Origin of the sequence: Streptomyces sp. NPDC060184 (assembly GCF_042728795.1) — a bacterium.
Taxonomy (GTDB): domain Bacteria; phylum Actinomycetota; class Actinomycetes; order Streptomycetales; family Streptomycetaceae; genus Streptomyces.
Genome location: NZ_JBHWYX010000025.1, coordinates 1 through 15,055, shown reverse-complemented (window position 1 = coordinate 15,055; position 15,055 = coordinate 1). Strand labels below are relative to the sequence as shown.

Genomic DNA, 15,055 nt, shown 5'->3' with positions numbered 1-15,055 from the left:
CTCGGACGAGCCGCCACCGCACGGGCGACGCGGGTCAGTTGTCGCCGGAGTGGGACGGCCCGAAGAACTCGATCTCCGCGATGGCGACCTGCTTCTTCGGGGAGGTGTGGTAGGCGGACTGGAGGGTGAAGCGGACCTTGGTGACGTCGTCGTAGCGGAAGTTGCGGGTCTGGCCGCCCGCGCCGTCGTCCAGGGTGAGCCGGCTCTGCGTGGTCTCGCCGCCGGCCCGGGTGACGGTGACGTCGATGAGGTGCGGGAGCGCCTGCTCGGTGTTCTTGTCGGCGTGGGGGGAGACGCCCGGGGTGACCATCACGTTCAGCAGCTTGGTCGGGGAGTCGAAGGTCGCCTCGATCCACTGCCCCTGGCCCGACTCGGAGACCCCCGGGCCCCACCAGGTGTTGTTGATCTTGTCGAAGGAGGAGTCGGGCTTGTGGCCCGGGTAGGACCGGGACGCGGTGACGCGGTCCGGGGAGAGAGGGGCGCGCTTGGCGAAGTGGTCGCGGGTCGCCTGGACGCCGTCGGGGATGTGGACGACCGCCACGATCACCAGGGTCAGCACGAGCGCCGCCCCGACCCACCTCAGGACGCGGTCGAAGGTGCGGCGCACCCGGGGCCGGTCACCGGCCCACGGGGTCTCCCGGTTGCTGGAGTCGAACAGCCTGCGCCACCACGGCAGTCGGCGGCCCGGCGCGTGCTGGTCGCCCGCCATGGGCATCGCGCACCGGGTGCAGTAGTGCCGGTCGGGCCGGTTGCGGGTGCTGCACCAGGGGCAGGGCGTGCCCCCGTCGAAGCCGAGCTGCTCACCCGGGGCCTGTACGGACTGGGGGCGCTGGGGCGCCGGCAGGCCGGGCAGGACCGGGGCGACGGACGGGGCCGCAGCGGGGCCGGGGTCGGCGACCGGGACGATGAGCCGCCGGGCGCGGTCCGACATGCCCCCGTCGTCGGCGCCCCGGCCGGTCTCCTGGGCCGCACCCCGACCGGCCCCCTCCGAAGGCCAGTCGTCCGCCGCGTCGGCCGCACCCCGACCGGCCCTCTCCGACGGCCAGTCGTCCGCCGCACCGGCCGCACCCCGACCGGCCCTCTCCGACGGCCAGTCGTCCGCCGCACCGGCCGCACCCCGACCGGCCCTCTCCGACGGCCAGTCGTCCGCCGCGTCGGCCGCGCCTCCGTCGGCGGTGCGGGCCGCCATCTGGGCCGCCCAGTCGTCCGTCACCCCGGGGACCTCCTGGGTGTCGGGCTCGTCGCGGTCGTCGTACGCGCCCCGGCCGGAGGTCCGGGCGCGCTCCGCCGGGGCGGCGCGCCCGTCGTCGGACGCCTCCTCGTACGCACCGTCCTGCCGGGTGCCGCCCCGGGCGAGGGGGCCGCCGTCCATCGGCTGCCGCTGCTGCCGGGGCAGTCCCGCGCCGCCGCCGGGCCGGGCGAAGGCGTCCCAGCCGGGGTCGGCGGGCGCCGGGCCGTCGGACGCGGTCGGCCGGTCGGCGGACGGGGGCGGAGTCGCGGGCCCGGCGGGCGCCGCCTCCCGCGACGGTGCTTCGGCGCCCGTTCCCTGGGCGCGGGCGGTGCTCGCGGCGGCGGCCGGGGCCCCGCGGTCGGCCCAGCTCAGTACGGCCCCGCACGCGTCGCAGAACGACTGGCCCGGTTCCGCGCGGGTGCCGCATTCGGCGCAGTTCTGCGTGGTCATCTCTCCGAGGTCCTTTCGGACGGATCGCCGGCGGTCACCTGGACCGTGTACGGCATGTGGGCGGGCCGGGCGGCGGCCACGATGCCGTCCAGGCGGTAGTGGTCCGCCTCGGTCGGCTCGGGCAGCCTCAGGTGTACGTGCAGATGGGGGCGCGGGACACCGGGGATCGGGCCGAGCGGGCGGGCGGTCCAGTCGGCCGCCCCGCTCTCGCTGATCTCCGGTGCGACGCCGAAGGCGAGCCGGACCGTCTCGGCCAGGCCGCGCCGGGTGCCGCGGATGCGGTGGAGGTACGCGGCGGTCGCCACCGCGGTGCGCAGCAGCGCCTCGGGCTCGGTGCCGTCGGTCTCCGCGCCGACCCAGGCGGTGAGCCACCGGACGAAGTCCACGGGCGCCAGCGAGGGCCGGAAGTACGCGTCGACGCAGTCCAGTGCGGTGTGGATGGGCGCGATCGCCTCGTCGAGCCCGGCGACGAAGCGCAGGGCGAGGTCGTCGTCGGCGAAGACGGCGGGCAGCATCGCGCCGATCGGCGCCGACGAACCGAGTCCGTCGATGGAGCCTCTCATCCGCGGCTCCCGCCCGTGCGGTCGCCGTCCGCCGTGTCCCCGATCACCCGGACGCGGTGGTCGTAGGAGAACACCAGGGACGGCGGCGACAGGTCGATGCGGTTGGTCGCCTCGCCGCGCTTTCCGGTCAGCGGGTCGGCGGGGTAGAGCACGACCTCGTCCACCAGCTCGACGCCGGGGATCCGCTGGAGCACCGCGAAGGCCTCACCGGCCTGCACGGGCCGTCCGAACGGCCAGCCCTTGCCGTCCGCGCCGCCGGTCAGCGGGTCGAGGTGCTGGTAGAGGGCATCGTGGACCCGGCGGCGCACCAGGTCGGTGTCGACGCCGCGGAAGGCGTGCACGGTGGCGACGACGGTGACGCCCTGGTAGAACGGCGGGCCGACGGCCAACCGGGTGCCGATCAGCCGCCGTTCGTCGAGGTGGCGGGTGATGCGTTCCAACAGCGCGTCCCCGGGGACCAGTTGCTCGAAGCGGAGGCGTCCGCCCGGGTCCGGCACGGCCTGCGGGACCACCAACACCCGTACCGCGTAGGCGCCGTACTCGCTCTCCTCGCCCTCCAGGCAGGTGATGCGCGCGGTCTCGGGGGCGGCCCGGCGGGCCAGCTCCTCGTAGTCGCGCAGGGTGACCGCACGCTCCTGGGCGCGCAGGGTGATGGGGGCGCGGACCTTCGCCTCCTCGACGGTCTCGCCGTCCACGCCGCCGCGTGCGGCCTCGCGGTTGACGACCTCGGAGACGTACGGGATGGAGGTGCGCAGCACCTGGACCGCGCCGCGCGCCACGTTGCCGGCCCGGCCGCCGCCGGTGCGGTAGCGGTGGGCGCGGACGGGCGAGCCCTTGGGCGCGGCCATCCCGTACCGGCGCAGGGTGCCGTCGGGTTCGCGCACCGCGGGTCCGAAGGCGATCTCGCCGGTGGCGGCGTCCACGGTGACATGGCGGTCGTACGGGCCGGAGGCCGCGAAGTGCGGGACGACCTCCCAGTCCGCCCAGCCCTCGTGCTCGGCGGTCTGGAGCAGCACCGGCGGGGTGTCTCCGACCACCGGCGCGTGCGCGAGCCGCAGCCGCTGGCCGGGCAGCCCGGTGGACTCGCCGAGCGCCTCGTCGTAGACCGTCTCGGCGTGCACGACGGGGGCGGTGCCGCCGATGGTGAAGCCCTCGGCGGACCGGACGGTGGGCGAGGTGGTGTAGAAGGGCTGGCCGGGGAGGGGTTCGGTGACCCGGCACCGCAGCCACCCGGCCTCCTGGCCCGCGTTGCGGGACAGCACGTGCCCGGCGGGGACGTGCAGGACCACCTCGCCGGGCCGGTTGAGACCGCCGGTGCCGTCCCGGTCGACCTCGCAGGGCTGCCAGCCGTCCTCGGTCCACGCCTCCCACACCAGGGGCGGCTGCCGGGGGTCCACGCCTACGCCGTCGACCCGGCTGTCCAGCTCCAGGGCGACCGCGCAGTGCGGCACGGCGCTGGTCAGGCCCAGCAGCATGCAGTCGCCCGGCGAGGGCGACTCGGAGAAGCAGAGCACGTCCTTCTCGTCGTCGGCGAGGTCGTGCGTGCGGTCCAGGGCGGCCTCACCCCGCCGCTGCACCAGCAGATGGCTCAGCGCGGCGCTCCAGACGGTGAGTTCGCGCTCGGTGGCGAACACGACCGCCTCCTCGTCGCCGGTGCGCGAGGTGGACACCTCGGTGCCGAGGGGTACGGTCACCGGCTCCTCCTGCGGCGCGGAGAGCCAGAACGTCACGTCCGTACGGGCGGCGGAGGGCGGGAAGAGCGTGATGCCGACCAGGTCCAGGAAGGCCAGGTGGTTCTTCTCCGGTACCCGGTTGAGCCGGTAGACGACCTCGTCGGCCATGTGCGCGACCGTCTCGACGAGGGTGATGCCCGGGTCGGAGACGTTGTGGTCGGTCCACTCCGGGGCGCGCTGCTGGATGTAGCGCTTGGCGTCGTCGACGAACTGCTGGAAGCGGCGGTCGTCGAGGTTCGGGGAGGGGAGGGCCATCAACGGTCGCTTTCAGGAGAGTTGTCCGGGTGGGGGCCGGTGTCGGGCTCGTCGTGGGACGGGATGACGTAGAACGGGAAGACGAGGCTGCGGGGGTTGTTGGTGCCGCGGATCGAGTAGCGGACGTCGATGTAGAGGACGGACTGGTCGCCGCCCACGGTGACGTCGACGTCGTCGACCTCGATGCGTGGTTCCCAGCGGTCGAGGCTGGCGTACACCTCGTGCTGGATGCGGCCGGCGGTCTGCTCGTTGACCGGCGCGAACACCAGGTCCTGGATGGCGCATCCGAAGTCCGGCCGCATCGGCCGCTCCCCGGGTGCCGTCGACAGGACCAGCCGGATCGCCTCCTCGACCTCCCGTTCCCCGCTGACCAGGGCGATCCCGCCGGTGGGCCCGATGCGCAGGGGAAAGGACCAGCCGGATCCGACGAACTGCTCGGCCATCAGGCCTGCTCCTGCCTTCCGTTGGGGTCTTGGTGGGGGTTCACGCTCATATCACCGGCATTCCGTTGGCCAGGAACGCGGGGGACGTGACCAGCACGGTGGGGGCCTTGATGGTGGTGTTGACGGCCGAGGTGACCTGCACGGTTCCGCCGCCGGTCAGCATCGCGGCGCCCGCGGCGCTCATGTTCAGGACACCGACCGAGTTCAGCCCCAGCTCACCCGCCGCCCTGACGTTGACCGCGCCGCCGCCGCTGATGCTGAGCGGCCCGCCGCTCTTGATGGTCAGGGCGCGCCGCGCGCTGAGCGTCAGATCCGTGCCCGCCTCCACCGACACCGACCGGCTGCCCTTGATCTTCACCGTGCCCTTGCTGTCCACGACGATCTCGGTGTTGGTCCGGTCCAGGTGGATGATCAGCTGCTGGTCCCCGGACGCGAGCCGGACGCCCTGCTTGCGGCCTCCGGTCTTCTGGCTGAGCAGGTCCATGCGGTTGCCGTCCCGGTCGGAGACGGTGTGCCGGGCCGCCTTCCGCCGGGTGGCGTCGTGCAGCGGCACGTCCTTGACGGGGGTGGGCACGTCCTTGCCGTTGTAGAGCCCGCCGATCACGAACGGGTGGTCCAGGGCGCCCCGGTCGAACCCGACGAGCACCTCGTCGTTGACGTCCAGCGGGAAGATGCCCCCACCGGCGAGGCCGCCCATCTGCACGGTACGCGTCCAGTCGCTGACGTAGGTGTCGTCCAGCCACGGGAACCGCAGCTTGACGCGCCCCTGCTTCAACGGGTCGTTCACGTCGGTGACCAGGGCGTTGGCCACACTGGGCAGCCGGGGCGCGGTCTCCGTGCCGCCGGAGGTGAGCCCGTACAGCGAACGCCACTGGCGCCCGCTGACCGTCACCCAGGTCTCGTAGTGCCGGCCGCCGCCGAAGTGGTGCCGCACCGACGTGGCGGTGTACTTGCCCTCGAAGGGCTTGCCCACGTCGGACAGGGCCACCGGAATGCCCGGCCGCAGCTTCGGGTTGCCGCGCGCCACGACCTCCACCTCGGCGAAGGAGGCGGTGATGTCGTCGGCGAGCGCCTCGGCGGCGAACTTCACCTCGGCCTGCTTGTCGTACGGGGTCCCGGTGTCGACCAGCGGGGCCGTGCCGAACTTCCCGGCGACCGCGCCCGGGGTGGTGCCGATCCCGATGCCCGGGTTGGAGACCGCCGGCGAGACCGCGGTGAGCTCCCGCTTCGTCGTGACGTCCCAGCCGCGCGCCTCGACCTTGCCGACCTGGTCGGCGGCGGTCACCGCGGCCCGCAGCCGCAGGATGTCGTGACCGGCCTGGAGCACGAAGGGGCTCTTGTCCCCGTCGGTGCTCGGCGAGGGTGCGCCGGAGGACGGCTTGGGCGACACGAACTGGAACATGCCCTTCGCGTCGACGGACATCACCATCTCGTTCTCGTCGGCGAGCCGCGCGAGGAAGTCCCAGTCGGTGACGTTGGACTGGCTGATGAACTCGTACACCGTCTTCGTCGACTGGATCTTCCCGATGGGCACGCCGTCCTGGGCGACCAGCTTCCGGGCGATGTCGGACGCGGTCTGGTTGCGGAAGGCGGTGACCCGGCGCCGGCGCAGCAGGCGGTGCCCGAGGTCGTAGCCCCGGACGACGGCGAAGGTGCCGGTGCCGTCGTAGTCGACCTCCAGGCCGGTGACCTCACCGGTCAGCAGCGGGTCGCCGGCCCCTTGCCCGTTGGCGATCGGCGTGATGACGACACTGGTGCCGAAGGTGACCCCGAGCTTGCCGAGGATCGTCCGGTACGGGTCCCGGAAGGTGAGCCGGAACGCGGCCGGAACGCCCATCCCCTGGTCCACATGGCTCTCGACCAGCGAGTCGGTGAGATCGGACGGCACCTTGGCGCCACCGATCCTGATGTCGACGACACTTGAGTACGCGGCGCGCACCATCAGCCACGCACCTCCTCTGCGGACGGCATGATCAGTTCGGTGCCCGGGGGCAGGAACCGGGGGTCGTCGATGTCGTTGACCTGCGCGATCGACCGCCAGGCCGCGGCGCTCCCGTACTCCCGCCAGGCCAGCGACTGCAAGGAGTCCCCCGCCACGACCCGGTGGACGCGCTGCGCGGTGAGCGCGCCCGACGTCGGGTTCTGGCCCCTGGTCTTGCTGGGGATCTCGGTCAGCTGCAACCGGGCGGTCGCCCGGATGGGGACGCCGGTGGTGCCGAACACCGTGTACGAGACGTCGACGGAGCTGATGTAGGCGGTGAACCGCACCGTCGAGAACGCCCCCCACTGGAAGACGACCCACGGCGGCGAGGGCTTCTTGGAACCGATGCTGCGCAGGGTCACCTCCACGCAGTCCAGCAGCGACTCCACCTTCTTCAGCACGGTGTTGTCGCTCGGCCGGCCGGAGGAGTCGAGGAAGATCTCCAGGTTCATCTGCATCGCCTCGACGCCCATGAACTCCGGCCTCGCACCGGTCCGTTCGATCTGCGCCGGGGTCGCCTTCCACAGCGCGCGACGGCTCAGCGACAGCTGCGCCGGGTTGAAGTCGAAGGAGAACGTCTCGATGATCCCGCCGGGAACCAGGCTGTCGCCCACCGGGGGTTCGTGGATCGCCAGGTTGGCGCGTACGAGGCTCTTGCCGGCGCCCTTGCTGCCCTTGGCCATGGTGTCGGCCGCCTCTCAGTTCGTGAATCCGTGGTGGACGATCTCCAGGACCTCGGTCGCCACGGCCGGGCTCGCGGGGTCGAGAGTGGGCCCGGTCCACCGCACCGGCAGCACGTCGATGAGACCCCAGCTGGCGACCTCCGAACCGTCCGCGCGCAGCGCCGCGATCTGCGCGGTGGGCCGGGTGATCCCGGTCTGCACGGACGAGATCCACTTGGCGACCTTCGCCGTCTCCGGGGTGAGGGGACGGGTCAGCCGGATCGTGGAGAAGGTGACCCGGGTCGGCAGCGCCCACACGAAGCCGTTGTTGCCGCCCTCCTGGCGGTGCTCGATCTCCACCTCGGACGACAGCCCCTCGCACCCGTTGAAGTAGCCGAGGCTCTCGCCGTCGATGCTGAGGGAGAACCAGATGGTGGAGCCCGGGTCTTGGCTGGAGGGCATCTCGGCGGACCTTTCTTCCTGTCGTCGTTCGTGCGGGTCGGGCGTGCGGGCCGGTCGTGCGGTTCGTCGGTCCTGGGCGGTCGTGCGGGGCGTGGGTCCTGGTCGGTCGTCGGTCGGTCGTCCGGGTCGTACGTACCGTTCGCAGGTCCGGCCCGTGGCGGTCAGCGGCGGGGGTCGCGGAGCTTTCCGATCCGCTCGCGGTCCAGCCGGAGCTCGGTGCGGATCAGCCGGGTGATCCGGCCGATGAGCAGGTGCGTGAGCTCGTCGAGCTGGAAGTCGGTGAGCGCCTTGGGGTCGAACGCGCCCTCGGTGACCTCCGTGTACTCCGGTGGGAGCACGGGCGGCGGAGGCCCGGCCTGGGAGTACGGCGGCAAAGGGCCCGCCGGGGTGTACGGGGGCGGTGGCCCGGCCGGGCGGTCGGGCGGCGCGGAGTGCGTGAGGTGGCCGGCGACCGTGGCCGCGGCGGAGGCCGCGAGGCTGCCGATCGCGGACCGGCCCGGGCGGGCCACGTGGCCGGGAGTGTTCCCGGCGGTCTTGGAGTGCCGCCCCCAGAGCCGCTGGACGACCGGCATCGGCGACGCCGCCGCGCCCGCGGGAGCGGCGGGAGCCGAGAGCGGTGCCACGGCCGCGGCGGAACCACCGTCCGCCGACCGGGCCGGGGCCGTCCCCGGTCGGCGCAGCGGCACCGCCGTCGCGGGAGCCGCGACGCTGCGCTGGAGCGCGGTCGGCGCGGTCGGCGCCGGGGTCGGGGTCGGGGTCGGCATGGGTATCGGCGTCGGCGTCGGGGACGCAGACGACGGAGACGACAGAGGCCCGGTCGGCAGCGGCGGCTGTACGGAGCCGGGCGCGGCCACCGGAAGGGGCAGCGGCGCCAACGGGGCCTGAGGCTGGCGAAGTTGGGCCCGCTGGATGGAGGACTGCGGCACCGGGGGCCGCGACGCAGGCGGCTGCGGAGTCCGGAGCCGCGGGATTCCGGACTGCGCAGTCCGGATCGGCGCAGTCCGGACCTGCGGCGTCCGGACCTGCGGCGTCCCGGACTGCTGCTGCGCCGGTGACCGCTGCACGGAGGGAAGCGGCGGGACCGGCGGGAGGGCGCGGGCGACCGGCGCCGGAGCCGGATCCGTACGCGGGGTCGGCGCCCGGTCCGTACGCCCCGGCGGGTCTGCCTGCACGGGCCGCACGGGCCGTACGGACATCGGCGCGGCGTCGGCGGGCGCGGCGCTCACCGGTGCGCCGAGGGGCGAGCGTCGCGAAGTCGCCGGGGACGGGGCCGGGTTGGCACGCGCGGACGGGGCCGGACCCAGGGCCGGGTTGGCCGGGGCCCGTTGGACGGCGGGGGCCGGAGCGGAGGTGCGCACCGGCGGTGCCGAGGCGATCGGAGCACCCAGACCCGCGCGGGACGGCGTACGGGCGGCGCTTCCCCGCACGGGCGGTACGACGGAGGAATCGGCCGTCCGCCCGGCGGCCCGCTCCGGGCCTCCGGATCGGGCCGCCGCCCGCTGGACGGGGGCGCCTGGCTGAACGGAGTTGCTGACACGGGCAGTTGTGCCAGGGGCGGCGGCGGAAGGGGCGGGAGACGGGGCAGCCGACTCCCGTACCGGTCCGGCGCCGGTCGTCGGGGCAGGGCCGGGGGCCGGGGAAGGTCCCGTCGGCTGAGCGAGCCGAGCGGACTGCGTGGGAGGTACGGGCTGCTCGGGCTGTACGGGTCCGGGTGCCGGGGTGTTCGGCCGGGCGGCGGCGCGTTGCACGGGGGTCCCCGGGGCGGGCGAAGCCACCGGCGCCGCGCCGGACGCCGCCCCCGAAGGGGCACCGGACGGGGAGCCGGGGCCGCCGGGGGCGGTCGGCGTGGAACCGGACGCCGCTGCGGGCCCGGTGCGGGGGGAGGCCGCCGGTCCGCCGGCGGACCGCGCCCGCGAGGCGGGCTGCTGCCGGGCGGAGTCGGGGGCCCGCTGGACGACGGGCAGCGGAGCCGCGGCAGGCGCGACGGGCGCGGCCGGGGACGCCGGGGGCCGAGCGACTCCGGGCGGGGTCCCGGGCGACTGCGGGGAAGGCGCGCCCTGCGCGGGCTGCCCGCCCCGGGCCTCGCCCGGTACGGCCGCGGCACGCCGGACGGGAACGTCACCGGCCACCGCGCGCCGCACCGGAGCACCCTCCGTCACCGCGCGCTGCACGGGGACGTCACCGGGCTCCGGGCGCCGCACCGGAACACCACCGCGTGGCGCCCCCGCGTCGCCGCTCGCGGAAGGGGTCGGCGCGGCCGGAGGCCGGGCGGGACCGGAGCCCCCGCGGACCGGGGCCCCCACACCTCCGCGACGACCGGGACGCGCCGGAGCCGCCCCCACGGAGGGGCCTCCGCCGGGACGGGCAGGACCGAGGCCCCCCGCCGGGGTGTCCCCGAACGGCGCCTCGGACGCTGCGGGCACTGCGGACGCCTTCGGCACCGCGGGCGCCGGGCCCGTCGCGTCCCGGGTCGGCTGCACGGCCGACCGCTGCACCACCGACGGCCCGACCACCGACCGCTGCACGGCCGGACCGGAACCCGCAGGGCCGGAATCAACCGGACCAGGCCCCACGGGACCAGAGCCCACGGGACCAGGCCCCGCACTCGCCGGACCGGAGATGGCCGGACCAGGGCCCACGGGCCCCTGCGCCGTACCCGCCGGACCAGGGCCCGTCGGGCCGGAACCTCCGCCCGGAGCATCCCCCGCCGTACCCCCCTCACGCGGGACGGCCGCTCGCCCTGCCGGAGTGGCGGGCGGTTGGGCGCCGGTCGTGAGGGCCCCTCTCGTGGCAGCCCCGTTCGTGGGAGCACCGGTCGCCGGAGCGCCGCTCACCGCGCCCGCGCTCCGCCGCGCCACCGGGAGGGCCCGCCGCTGCACCGCGGCCCCGGGCTGCGCCCGGGTCAGGGCCGTCGGCCGGGGGGACGGTCCGGACGCGACCGGCGTCACCCGCAGCCCCGCACGCGGCGAGGACGCAACCGCCGGAGACCCGGGACCGGCCGGGGCCGAGCGCCGTACCGGCACCGGCGCCGGGGCAGGCGCCGCCACCGGGGCCGGACCGACGGCCACCGGGGCCGGACCGGCAACCGTCGCCGCGCCGCTCCGCGCCGCCCCAGCTCCAACCCCAGCACCAGCACCCGCACCCGCACCCGCACCCGGGCCGTGTACCGGCGAGGCGCTCCGCTGGACCGCCGGGCCCGGGGCAACCGCGAGCGGAGCCGCGGCCGGGGCGACGGACGCCGCCGGAGTCACAGCCGGAACCGCGACCGGAGCAGCCGACGCCGCCACAGCCGCAGGCGCCACCGCGGCCGGAACCGGCCGAGCGGTGCGCGCGCGGGGGGCGGCGGGGCCCGATGCGGACGCGGACTGTGCGGGCGTACCCGGGAAGCTCGCGGGCAGCGCCCGCAGCGGGACCGCCGGGGCGCGCTGCACCGTGGCGTCGTTGCCCGCCAACGGCAGTGCGCCCGCGCGGCGTTCGAGGCCGGGCACGGGCCGGGCCGAGACCGTGGGCGTACCGCCGCCGAGCACCGCGTTCGACCGGCCGTCCAGGACGGCGTGGGACGCGGTGCCCATGAACGACGGGTTCTGCCAGGTCGGCAGCCGGCCGCCGAAACCGGAGTCCGCGACCCCGGCCGGGCGAGTGGCCACAGCACGCTGGATCGGTGGCAGTCCGGTCCAGGACGCGGCGACCGGCACACGGCCGCCCGCAGGTTCCGCCGCCGCCGTCGCCGGTTCCGTCGCCGGCCCCCCGTCGACGCCGCCGTGCGCGGACCGCGCCGCACCCGCGGCGGGTGCGGACGCCGTACCCGTACCGGTACGCGCGCCCGTGCCCGTACCGCCCGTCCGCCCGGTCTTGAACCGCTCCAGGAAACCCACGGCTCAGCCCTCCGCGCCTGCGCGCGTCACGAAGGACGCGATCTGGTCGGTGTAGCGGCGGCGGTCCTGGTGTTCGAGGTCCAGGATCTGCTCCAGGCTCCAGTGGAAGTGGTAGGCGACGTACGCGATCTCCTCGTGCAGCCGGTCGTTCGCGTACGTCACGATTCCCCCAGGCGGCTCCCGCCGAGTTCGACCTCGAAGGGTTCGGAGCAGTGCGGGCACTCCACCGACGCGCGGGTGTGGCCCTCCGCGTTGATCTGGCGGTAGAAGTCCTGCAGGAAGGCCAGGTCGGAGGCGAACATGTTCTCCACGATGCCGTCGTGGATCATCGGCAGCGTGCCGAGCCGGGTGATCACCCGGCCCAGCAGCACCACCGACAGGAACGCCGGGTTCTCCTGGACGCGCACGTCGCGCAGCGGGACGAGTTCGTCGCGCGCCGTCGAGAGGCGCATGACCCCGTCCCGGTGGACGGTGCCCGACTCGTCGACGTAACCGCGCGGCAGCTGGAACGCGAACTCGGTGCGCAGCTCGTACCGTTGCTGCTGCGGCACCTGCTCCTGCCGCTGCGGCGGCTGCGGGAGCTGCGCGGCGGGCTGCGCGTCCGGTGCGGCGGTGGGCACGGGCTGCGCCGTCTCCGCACCGGACTCCTGGGCGGACGCGCCGGCCCTGGCGGCCGAACGACGCATTACTCGATGACCAGTTCTTCGAACACGATGGTGACGGTCTCGGTGAGCGCGGACGCCTCGCCGGCCTTCACCGTGCTCGCGTCGATCTTGCTGCACCAGGCGTTGCGCAGGTGGTAGCGCTTCACCGGGTTGTTCTGGAAGTCCATCATGATGATGGAGGCGTTCTTGCGGGCCGTGGTCATCTGGCCGGAGATCGACTGGTTGATCCACTGGGTGAACGAAGCCGACTGGGTCATACCGCGGATGACCGTGCAGGTGCCGTTCTTCTTCACACCCGGCATGTTCTTGACCACGTTCTGGCCGTTGGGGGTGTTCTGCTGGTAGGTGATGACGTCCTGCTCGATGCTCATGCCACTGACCTCGGCGAGGTACTCGACCATGACACCGTCGATCTGCAGGCCGAAATTGTGCGAGGTGAGGGCGTCACCCGGCTGGAGACTCATGTGTTCGCTGTCCTTGTGAAGGTCTGTGGGATGGCGCTACGGCGGTGAAGCGGACCAGGTCCGGTACGAACCCGGTCGGAGCCCGGGGCCCGGGTGGTGTCCGGCCGGTCGCGGCCGGACACCACCCGGATCGGCTGCTACTCCTCCAGCTCTCCGCTGCCGCTGGAGAACTGGGCCAGCCGGAAGATCACGAACTCGGCGGGCTTGACCGGCGCGATGCCGATCTCGCACACCACACGGCCGACGTCGACCGACTCCGGCGGGTTGGTCTCCTCGTCACACTTGACGTAGAAGGCCTCCTCGGGGCGCTGGCCGAAGAGGGCGCCGCTGCGCCACTCGTTGGTCAGGAACGCCGAGATGTTGCGCCGGATACGCGCCCACAGGGCGTGGTCGTTCGGCTCGAACACCACCCACTGGGTACCGAGGAGGATCGACTCCTCCAGGTAGTTGAAGTAGCGGCGGATGTTCAAGTAGCGCCAGGCCGGGTCCGAGGAGACGGTACGGGCGCCCCAGATGCGGATGCCACGACCGGGGAAGGCCCGGATGCAGTTGACGCCGATCGGGTTGAGCAGGTCCTGCTCCCCGCGGGTGATCTGGGTCTCCAGGTCCACCGCACCGCGCACGACCTCGTTGGCGGGAGCCTTGTGCACACCGCGCTCGGAGTCGTTGCGGGCCCAGATGCCGGCGACGTGACCGCTCGGCGGGACCAGCACCGACTGACCGACGGACGGGTCGAAGGACTTGATCCACGGGTAGTACAGGGCCGCGTACTTGGAGTCGTAACCGGCCGTCTCCTGGCGCCACACCCGGATCTGACGCGCGTTCAGACCGGGAGGCGGGTCGATGACCGCGACCCGGTCGCCCATCAGCTCGCAGTGCGCGATCAGGCCCAACTGGACGGCCTTGACGGCCTCCAGGTCGATCGCGCCGCGCTGGTAGGCGGCCATCAGGTCGGGCACCGCGACCATGGAGATCTCGTCGATGGCCTCCAGGCCGCCGAAGCCGGTGCGGTCCGCGGAGTCGCCCAGGTAGCGGGCGGGTCCGGGGTACGACTCGTCGGCGGGCACGGTCGCGGGGGCGGCGGCGGCCGGGGCCGCGAGGGCCACCGTCTGCGCGTCCGGCCGGACCAGCTGCCCGGCGGGCGCCGCCTCGGCCACGGTGATGAGCTTGGAGCGCTCCTTCACCTGCGTGACGACGTAGGTACGGCCGCCCTTCTTGGCGGACACGTCGAAGGTCTCGACGGCCTTGTCGCCGTCCTTGACCGTCAGCTTGAACCGGTCGGCCGGACTGTCGTCCTCCGGCAGCGTGACCTCGACGCTGAGCGCGCCGGTGGTGCCGGGCGCGATGGCCGCGACCGAGAACCCGCCGAGCGGCCGGAACTCACCGGCCTCCAGCGCGGCCGGGGCGGCGGGGGCCTTCACCGCGGCGCGGCCGGAGCCGGCCGGACCGTCGGAGGACGCGCCTTCGGCGGAGCCGCCCACGCGGACCACGTAGGCCGCGGAGCCGCCGTTGTTGAAGAAGCCGTAGACGGAGTGCGCCAGGTAGTACCCGTCGGTGAACTCACCGAACGACGCCACGTACTGGCTCCAGTTGGTGACCAGGGTCGGCTCGTTCAGTGGACCGCTCGGCGCGAGCCCCACGAAGGCGGCGACCGACGTGCCCACTCCCTCGATGGGGCGCGAGCCGCTGGCCACCTCCTCGACGTAGACGCCGGGCGACAGATAGGACGGCATGTTCTGCTCTCCTCGGGGTACGAGACAGGAACCACTGCCACTCTCGCCCGTGCGGGAGGACCGCCGAAACGTCCTCCGGGACCTGCTCGGGGGCACTGCCGGTGCCCTTGAGGGCAGCCGGTGACGTCGGCGCGCCGCAGGAGAGGTACCACCCCTCAGCCGCGCGACCGCACCCCACCTCCTCCGCTCCGGGCGAAAGCGGCGGCCGTGCCGACCGGTGAGCGGCAGGTCTCCGGCCGGAGCGGGCCCGGCAGAAGCTCCTGGGGGCCCGATTCTCTGCCTACCACCACCCGCCCCTCTCCCGTAAGGGCCTGACGGGCACACCCGGGGGCAGCGGGTCGCACTTCGGGGAAGACCGGGCGGCCGATCAGGCAGAACGTCGACCCGTGCGACCGGCCGCTCCTGCCCGCGATCACCTGCCCCGTCCCCGGACGCTGCCCTAGCGTGGCCGGGTGAGCCTATGGACCTCTCTCGAACCCGCGTCGGCCACGGTCGATCCCGGCAGCAGCACCACCGTACGACTCCGCCTGCGCAACAC

Annotated in this window: 12 protein-coding genes; all 12 read right to left on the bottom strand. The window is 74.2% G+C overall.

Annotated elements, in window-relative coordinates; translation table 11 throughout:
* Positions 1–34 precede the first annotated feature (34 nt).
* The 12 genes from ACFWEE_RS18210 to ACFWEE_RS18155 all read right to left on the bottom strand — a co-directional run bounded on the left by ACFWEE_RS18210 (position 35) and on the right by ACFWEE_RS18155 (position 14,517).
* Positions 35–1,681 carry an NADase-type glycan-binding domain-containing protein gene (locus tag ACFWEE_RS18210; RefSeq protein ID WP_386890246.1) on the bottom strand — a complete coding sequence of 549 codons (1,647 nt, stop codon included), beginning with the start codon at positions 1,679–1,681 and terminating at the stop codon, positions 35–37.
* On the bottom strand, positions 1,678–2,244 hold the full coding sequence (locus tag ACFWEE_RS18205) for a phage tail protein (RefSeq protein WP_386890244.1): 567 nt from the start codon (positions 2,242–2,244) through the stop codon (positions 1,678–1,680). The genes ACFWEE_RS18210 and ACFWEE_RS18205 overlap by 4 nt, the downstream gene beginning before the upstream one ends.
* Complete coding sequence (locus ACFWEE_RS18200; RefSeq protein WP_386890242.1) at positions 2,241–4,232, bottom strand: putative baseplate assembly protein; 1,992 nt, start codon at positions 4,230–4,232, stop codon at positions 2,241–2,243. The genes ACFWEE_RS18205 and ACFWEE_RS18200 overlap by 4 nt, the downstream gene beginning before the upstream one ends.
* Positions 4,232–4,675 (bottom strand): GPW/gp25 family protein, encoded by a 444-nt coding sequence (locus tag ACFWEE_RS18195; protein ID WP_386890241.1) that lies wholly within the window; start codon positions 4,673–4,675, stop codon positions 4,232–4,234. The genes ACFWEE_RS18200 and ACFWEE_RS18195 overlap by 1 nt, the downstream gene beginning before the upstream one ends.
* A 46-nt stretch (positions 4,676–4,721) precedes the next feature.
* Positions 4,722–6,617, bottom strand: a complete 1,896-nt coding sequence (locus ACFWEE_RS18190) for a VgrG-related protein (protein WP_386890239.1) — start codon at positions 6,615–6,617, stop codon at positions 4,722–4,724.
* Positions 6,617–7,339 carry a LysM peptidoglycan-binding domain-containing protein gene (locus ACFWEE_RS18185; protein ID WP_386890237.1) on the bottom strand — a complete coding sequence of 241 codons (723 nt, stop codon included), beginning with the start codon at positions 7,337–7,339 and terminating at the stop codon, positions 6,617–6,619. Before ACFWEE_RS18185 ends, ACFWEE_RS18190 begins: the two co-directional genes overlap by 1 nt.
* A gap of 15 nt (positions 7,340–7,354) precedes the next feature.
* Positions 7,355–7,780, bottom strand: coding sequence for a phage tail protein (locus tag ACFWEE_RS18180; RefSeq protein WP_386890236.1), 426 nt, complete (start codon positions 7,778–7,780; stop codon positions 7,355–7,357).
* Positions 7,781–7,941: 161 nt separating this feature from the next.
* Positions 7,942–8,544 carry an extensin gene (locus ACFWEE_RS18175; RefSeq protein ID WP_386890234.1) on the bottom strand — a complete coding sequence of 201 codons (603 nt, stop codon included), beginning with the start codon at positions 8,542–8,544 and terminating at the stop codon, positions 7,942–7,944.
* Between the two features lie 3,114 nt (positions 8,545–11,658).
* Entirely contained in the window at positions 11,659–11,817 is a 159-nt protein-coding gene (locus tag ACFWEE_RS18170) for a DUF6760 family protein (protein ID WP_266707268.1), read from the bottom strand.
* Complete coding sequence (locus ACFWEE_RS18165) at positions 11,814–12,341, bottom strand: hypothetical protein (RefSeq protein ID WP_386890232.1); 528 nt, start codon at positions 12,339–12,341, stop codon at positions 11,814–11,816. Before ACFWEE_RS18165 ends, ACFWEE_RS18170 begins: the two co-directional genes overlap by 4 nt.
* Positions 12,341–12,784 carry a phage tail protein gene (locus ACFWEE_RS18160; RefSeq protein ID WP_327177127.1) on the bottom strand — a complete coding sequence of 148 codons (444 nt, stop codon included), beginning with the start codon at positions 12,782–12,784 and terminating at the stop codon, positions 12,341–12,343. The genes ACFWEE_RS18165 and ACFWEE_RS18160 overlap by 1 nt, the downstream gene beginning before the upstream one ends.
* A gap of 137 nt (positions 12,785–12,921) precedes the next feature.
* On the bottom strand, positions 12,922–14,517 hold the full coding sequence (locus ACFWEE_RS18155; RefSeq protein WP_386890229.1) for a phage tail sheath family protein: 1,596 nt from the start codon (positions 14,515–14,517) through the stop codon (positions 12,922–12,924).
* Positions 14,518–15,055 lie beyond the last annotated feature (538 nt).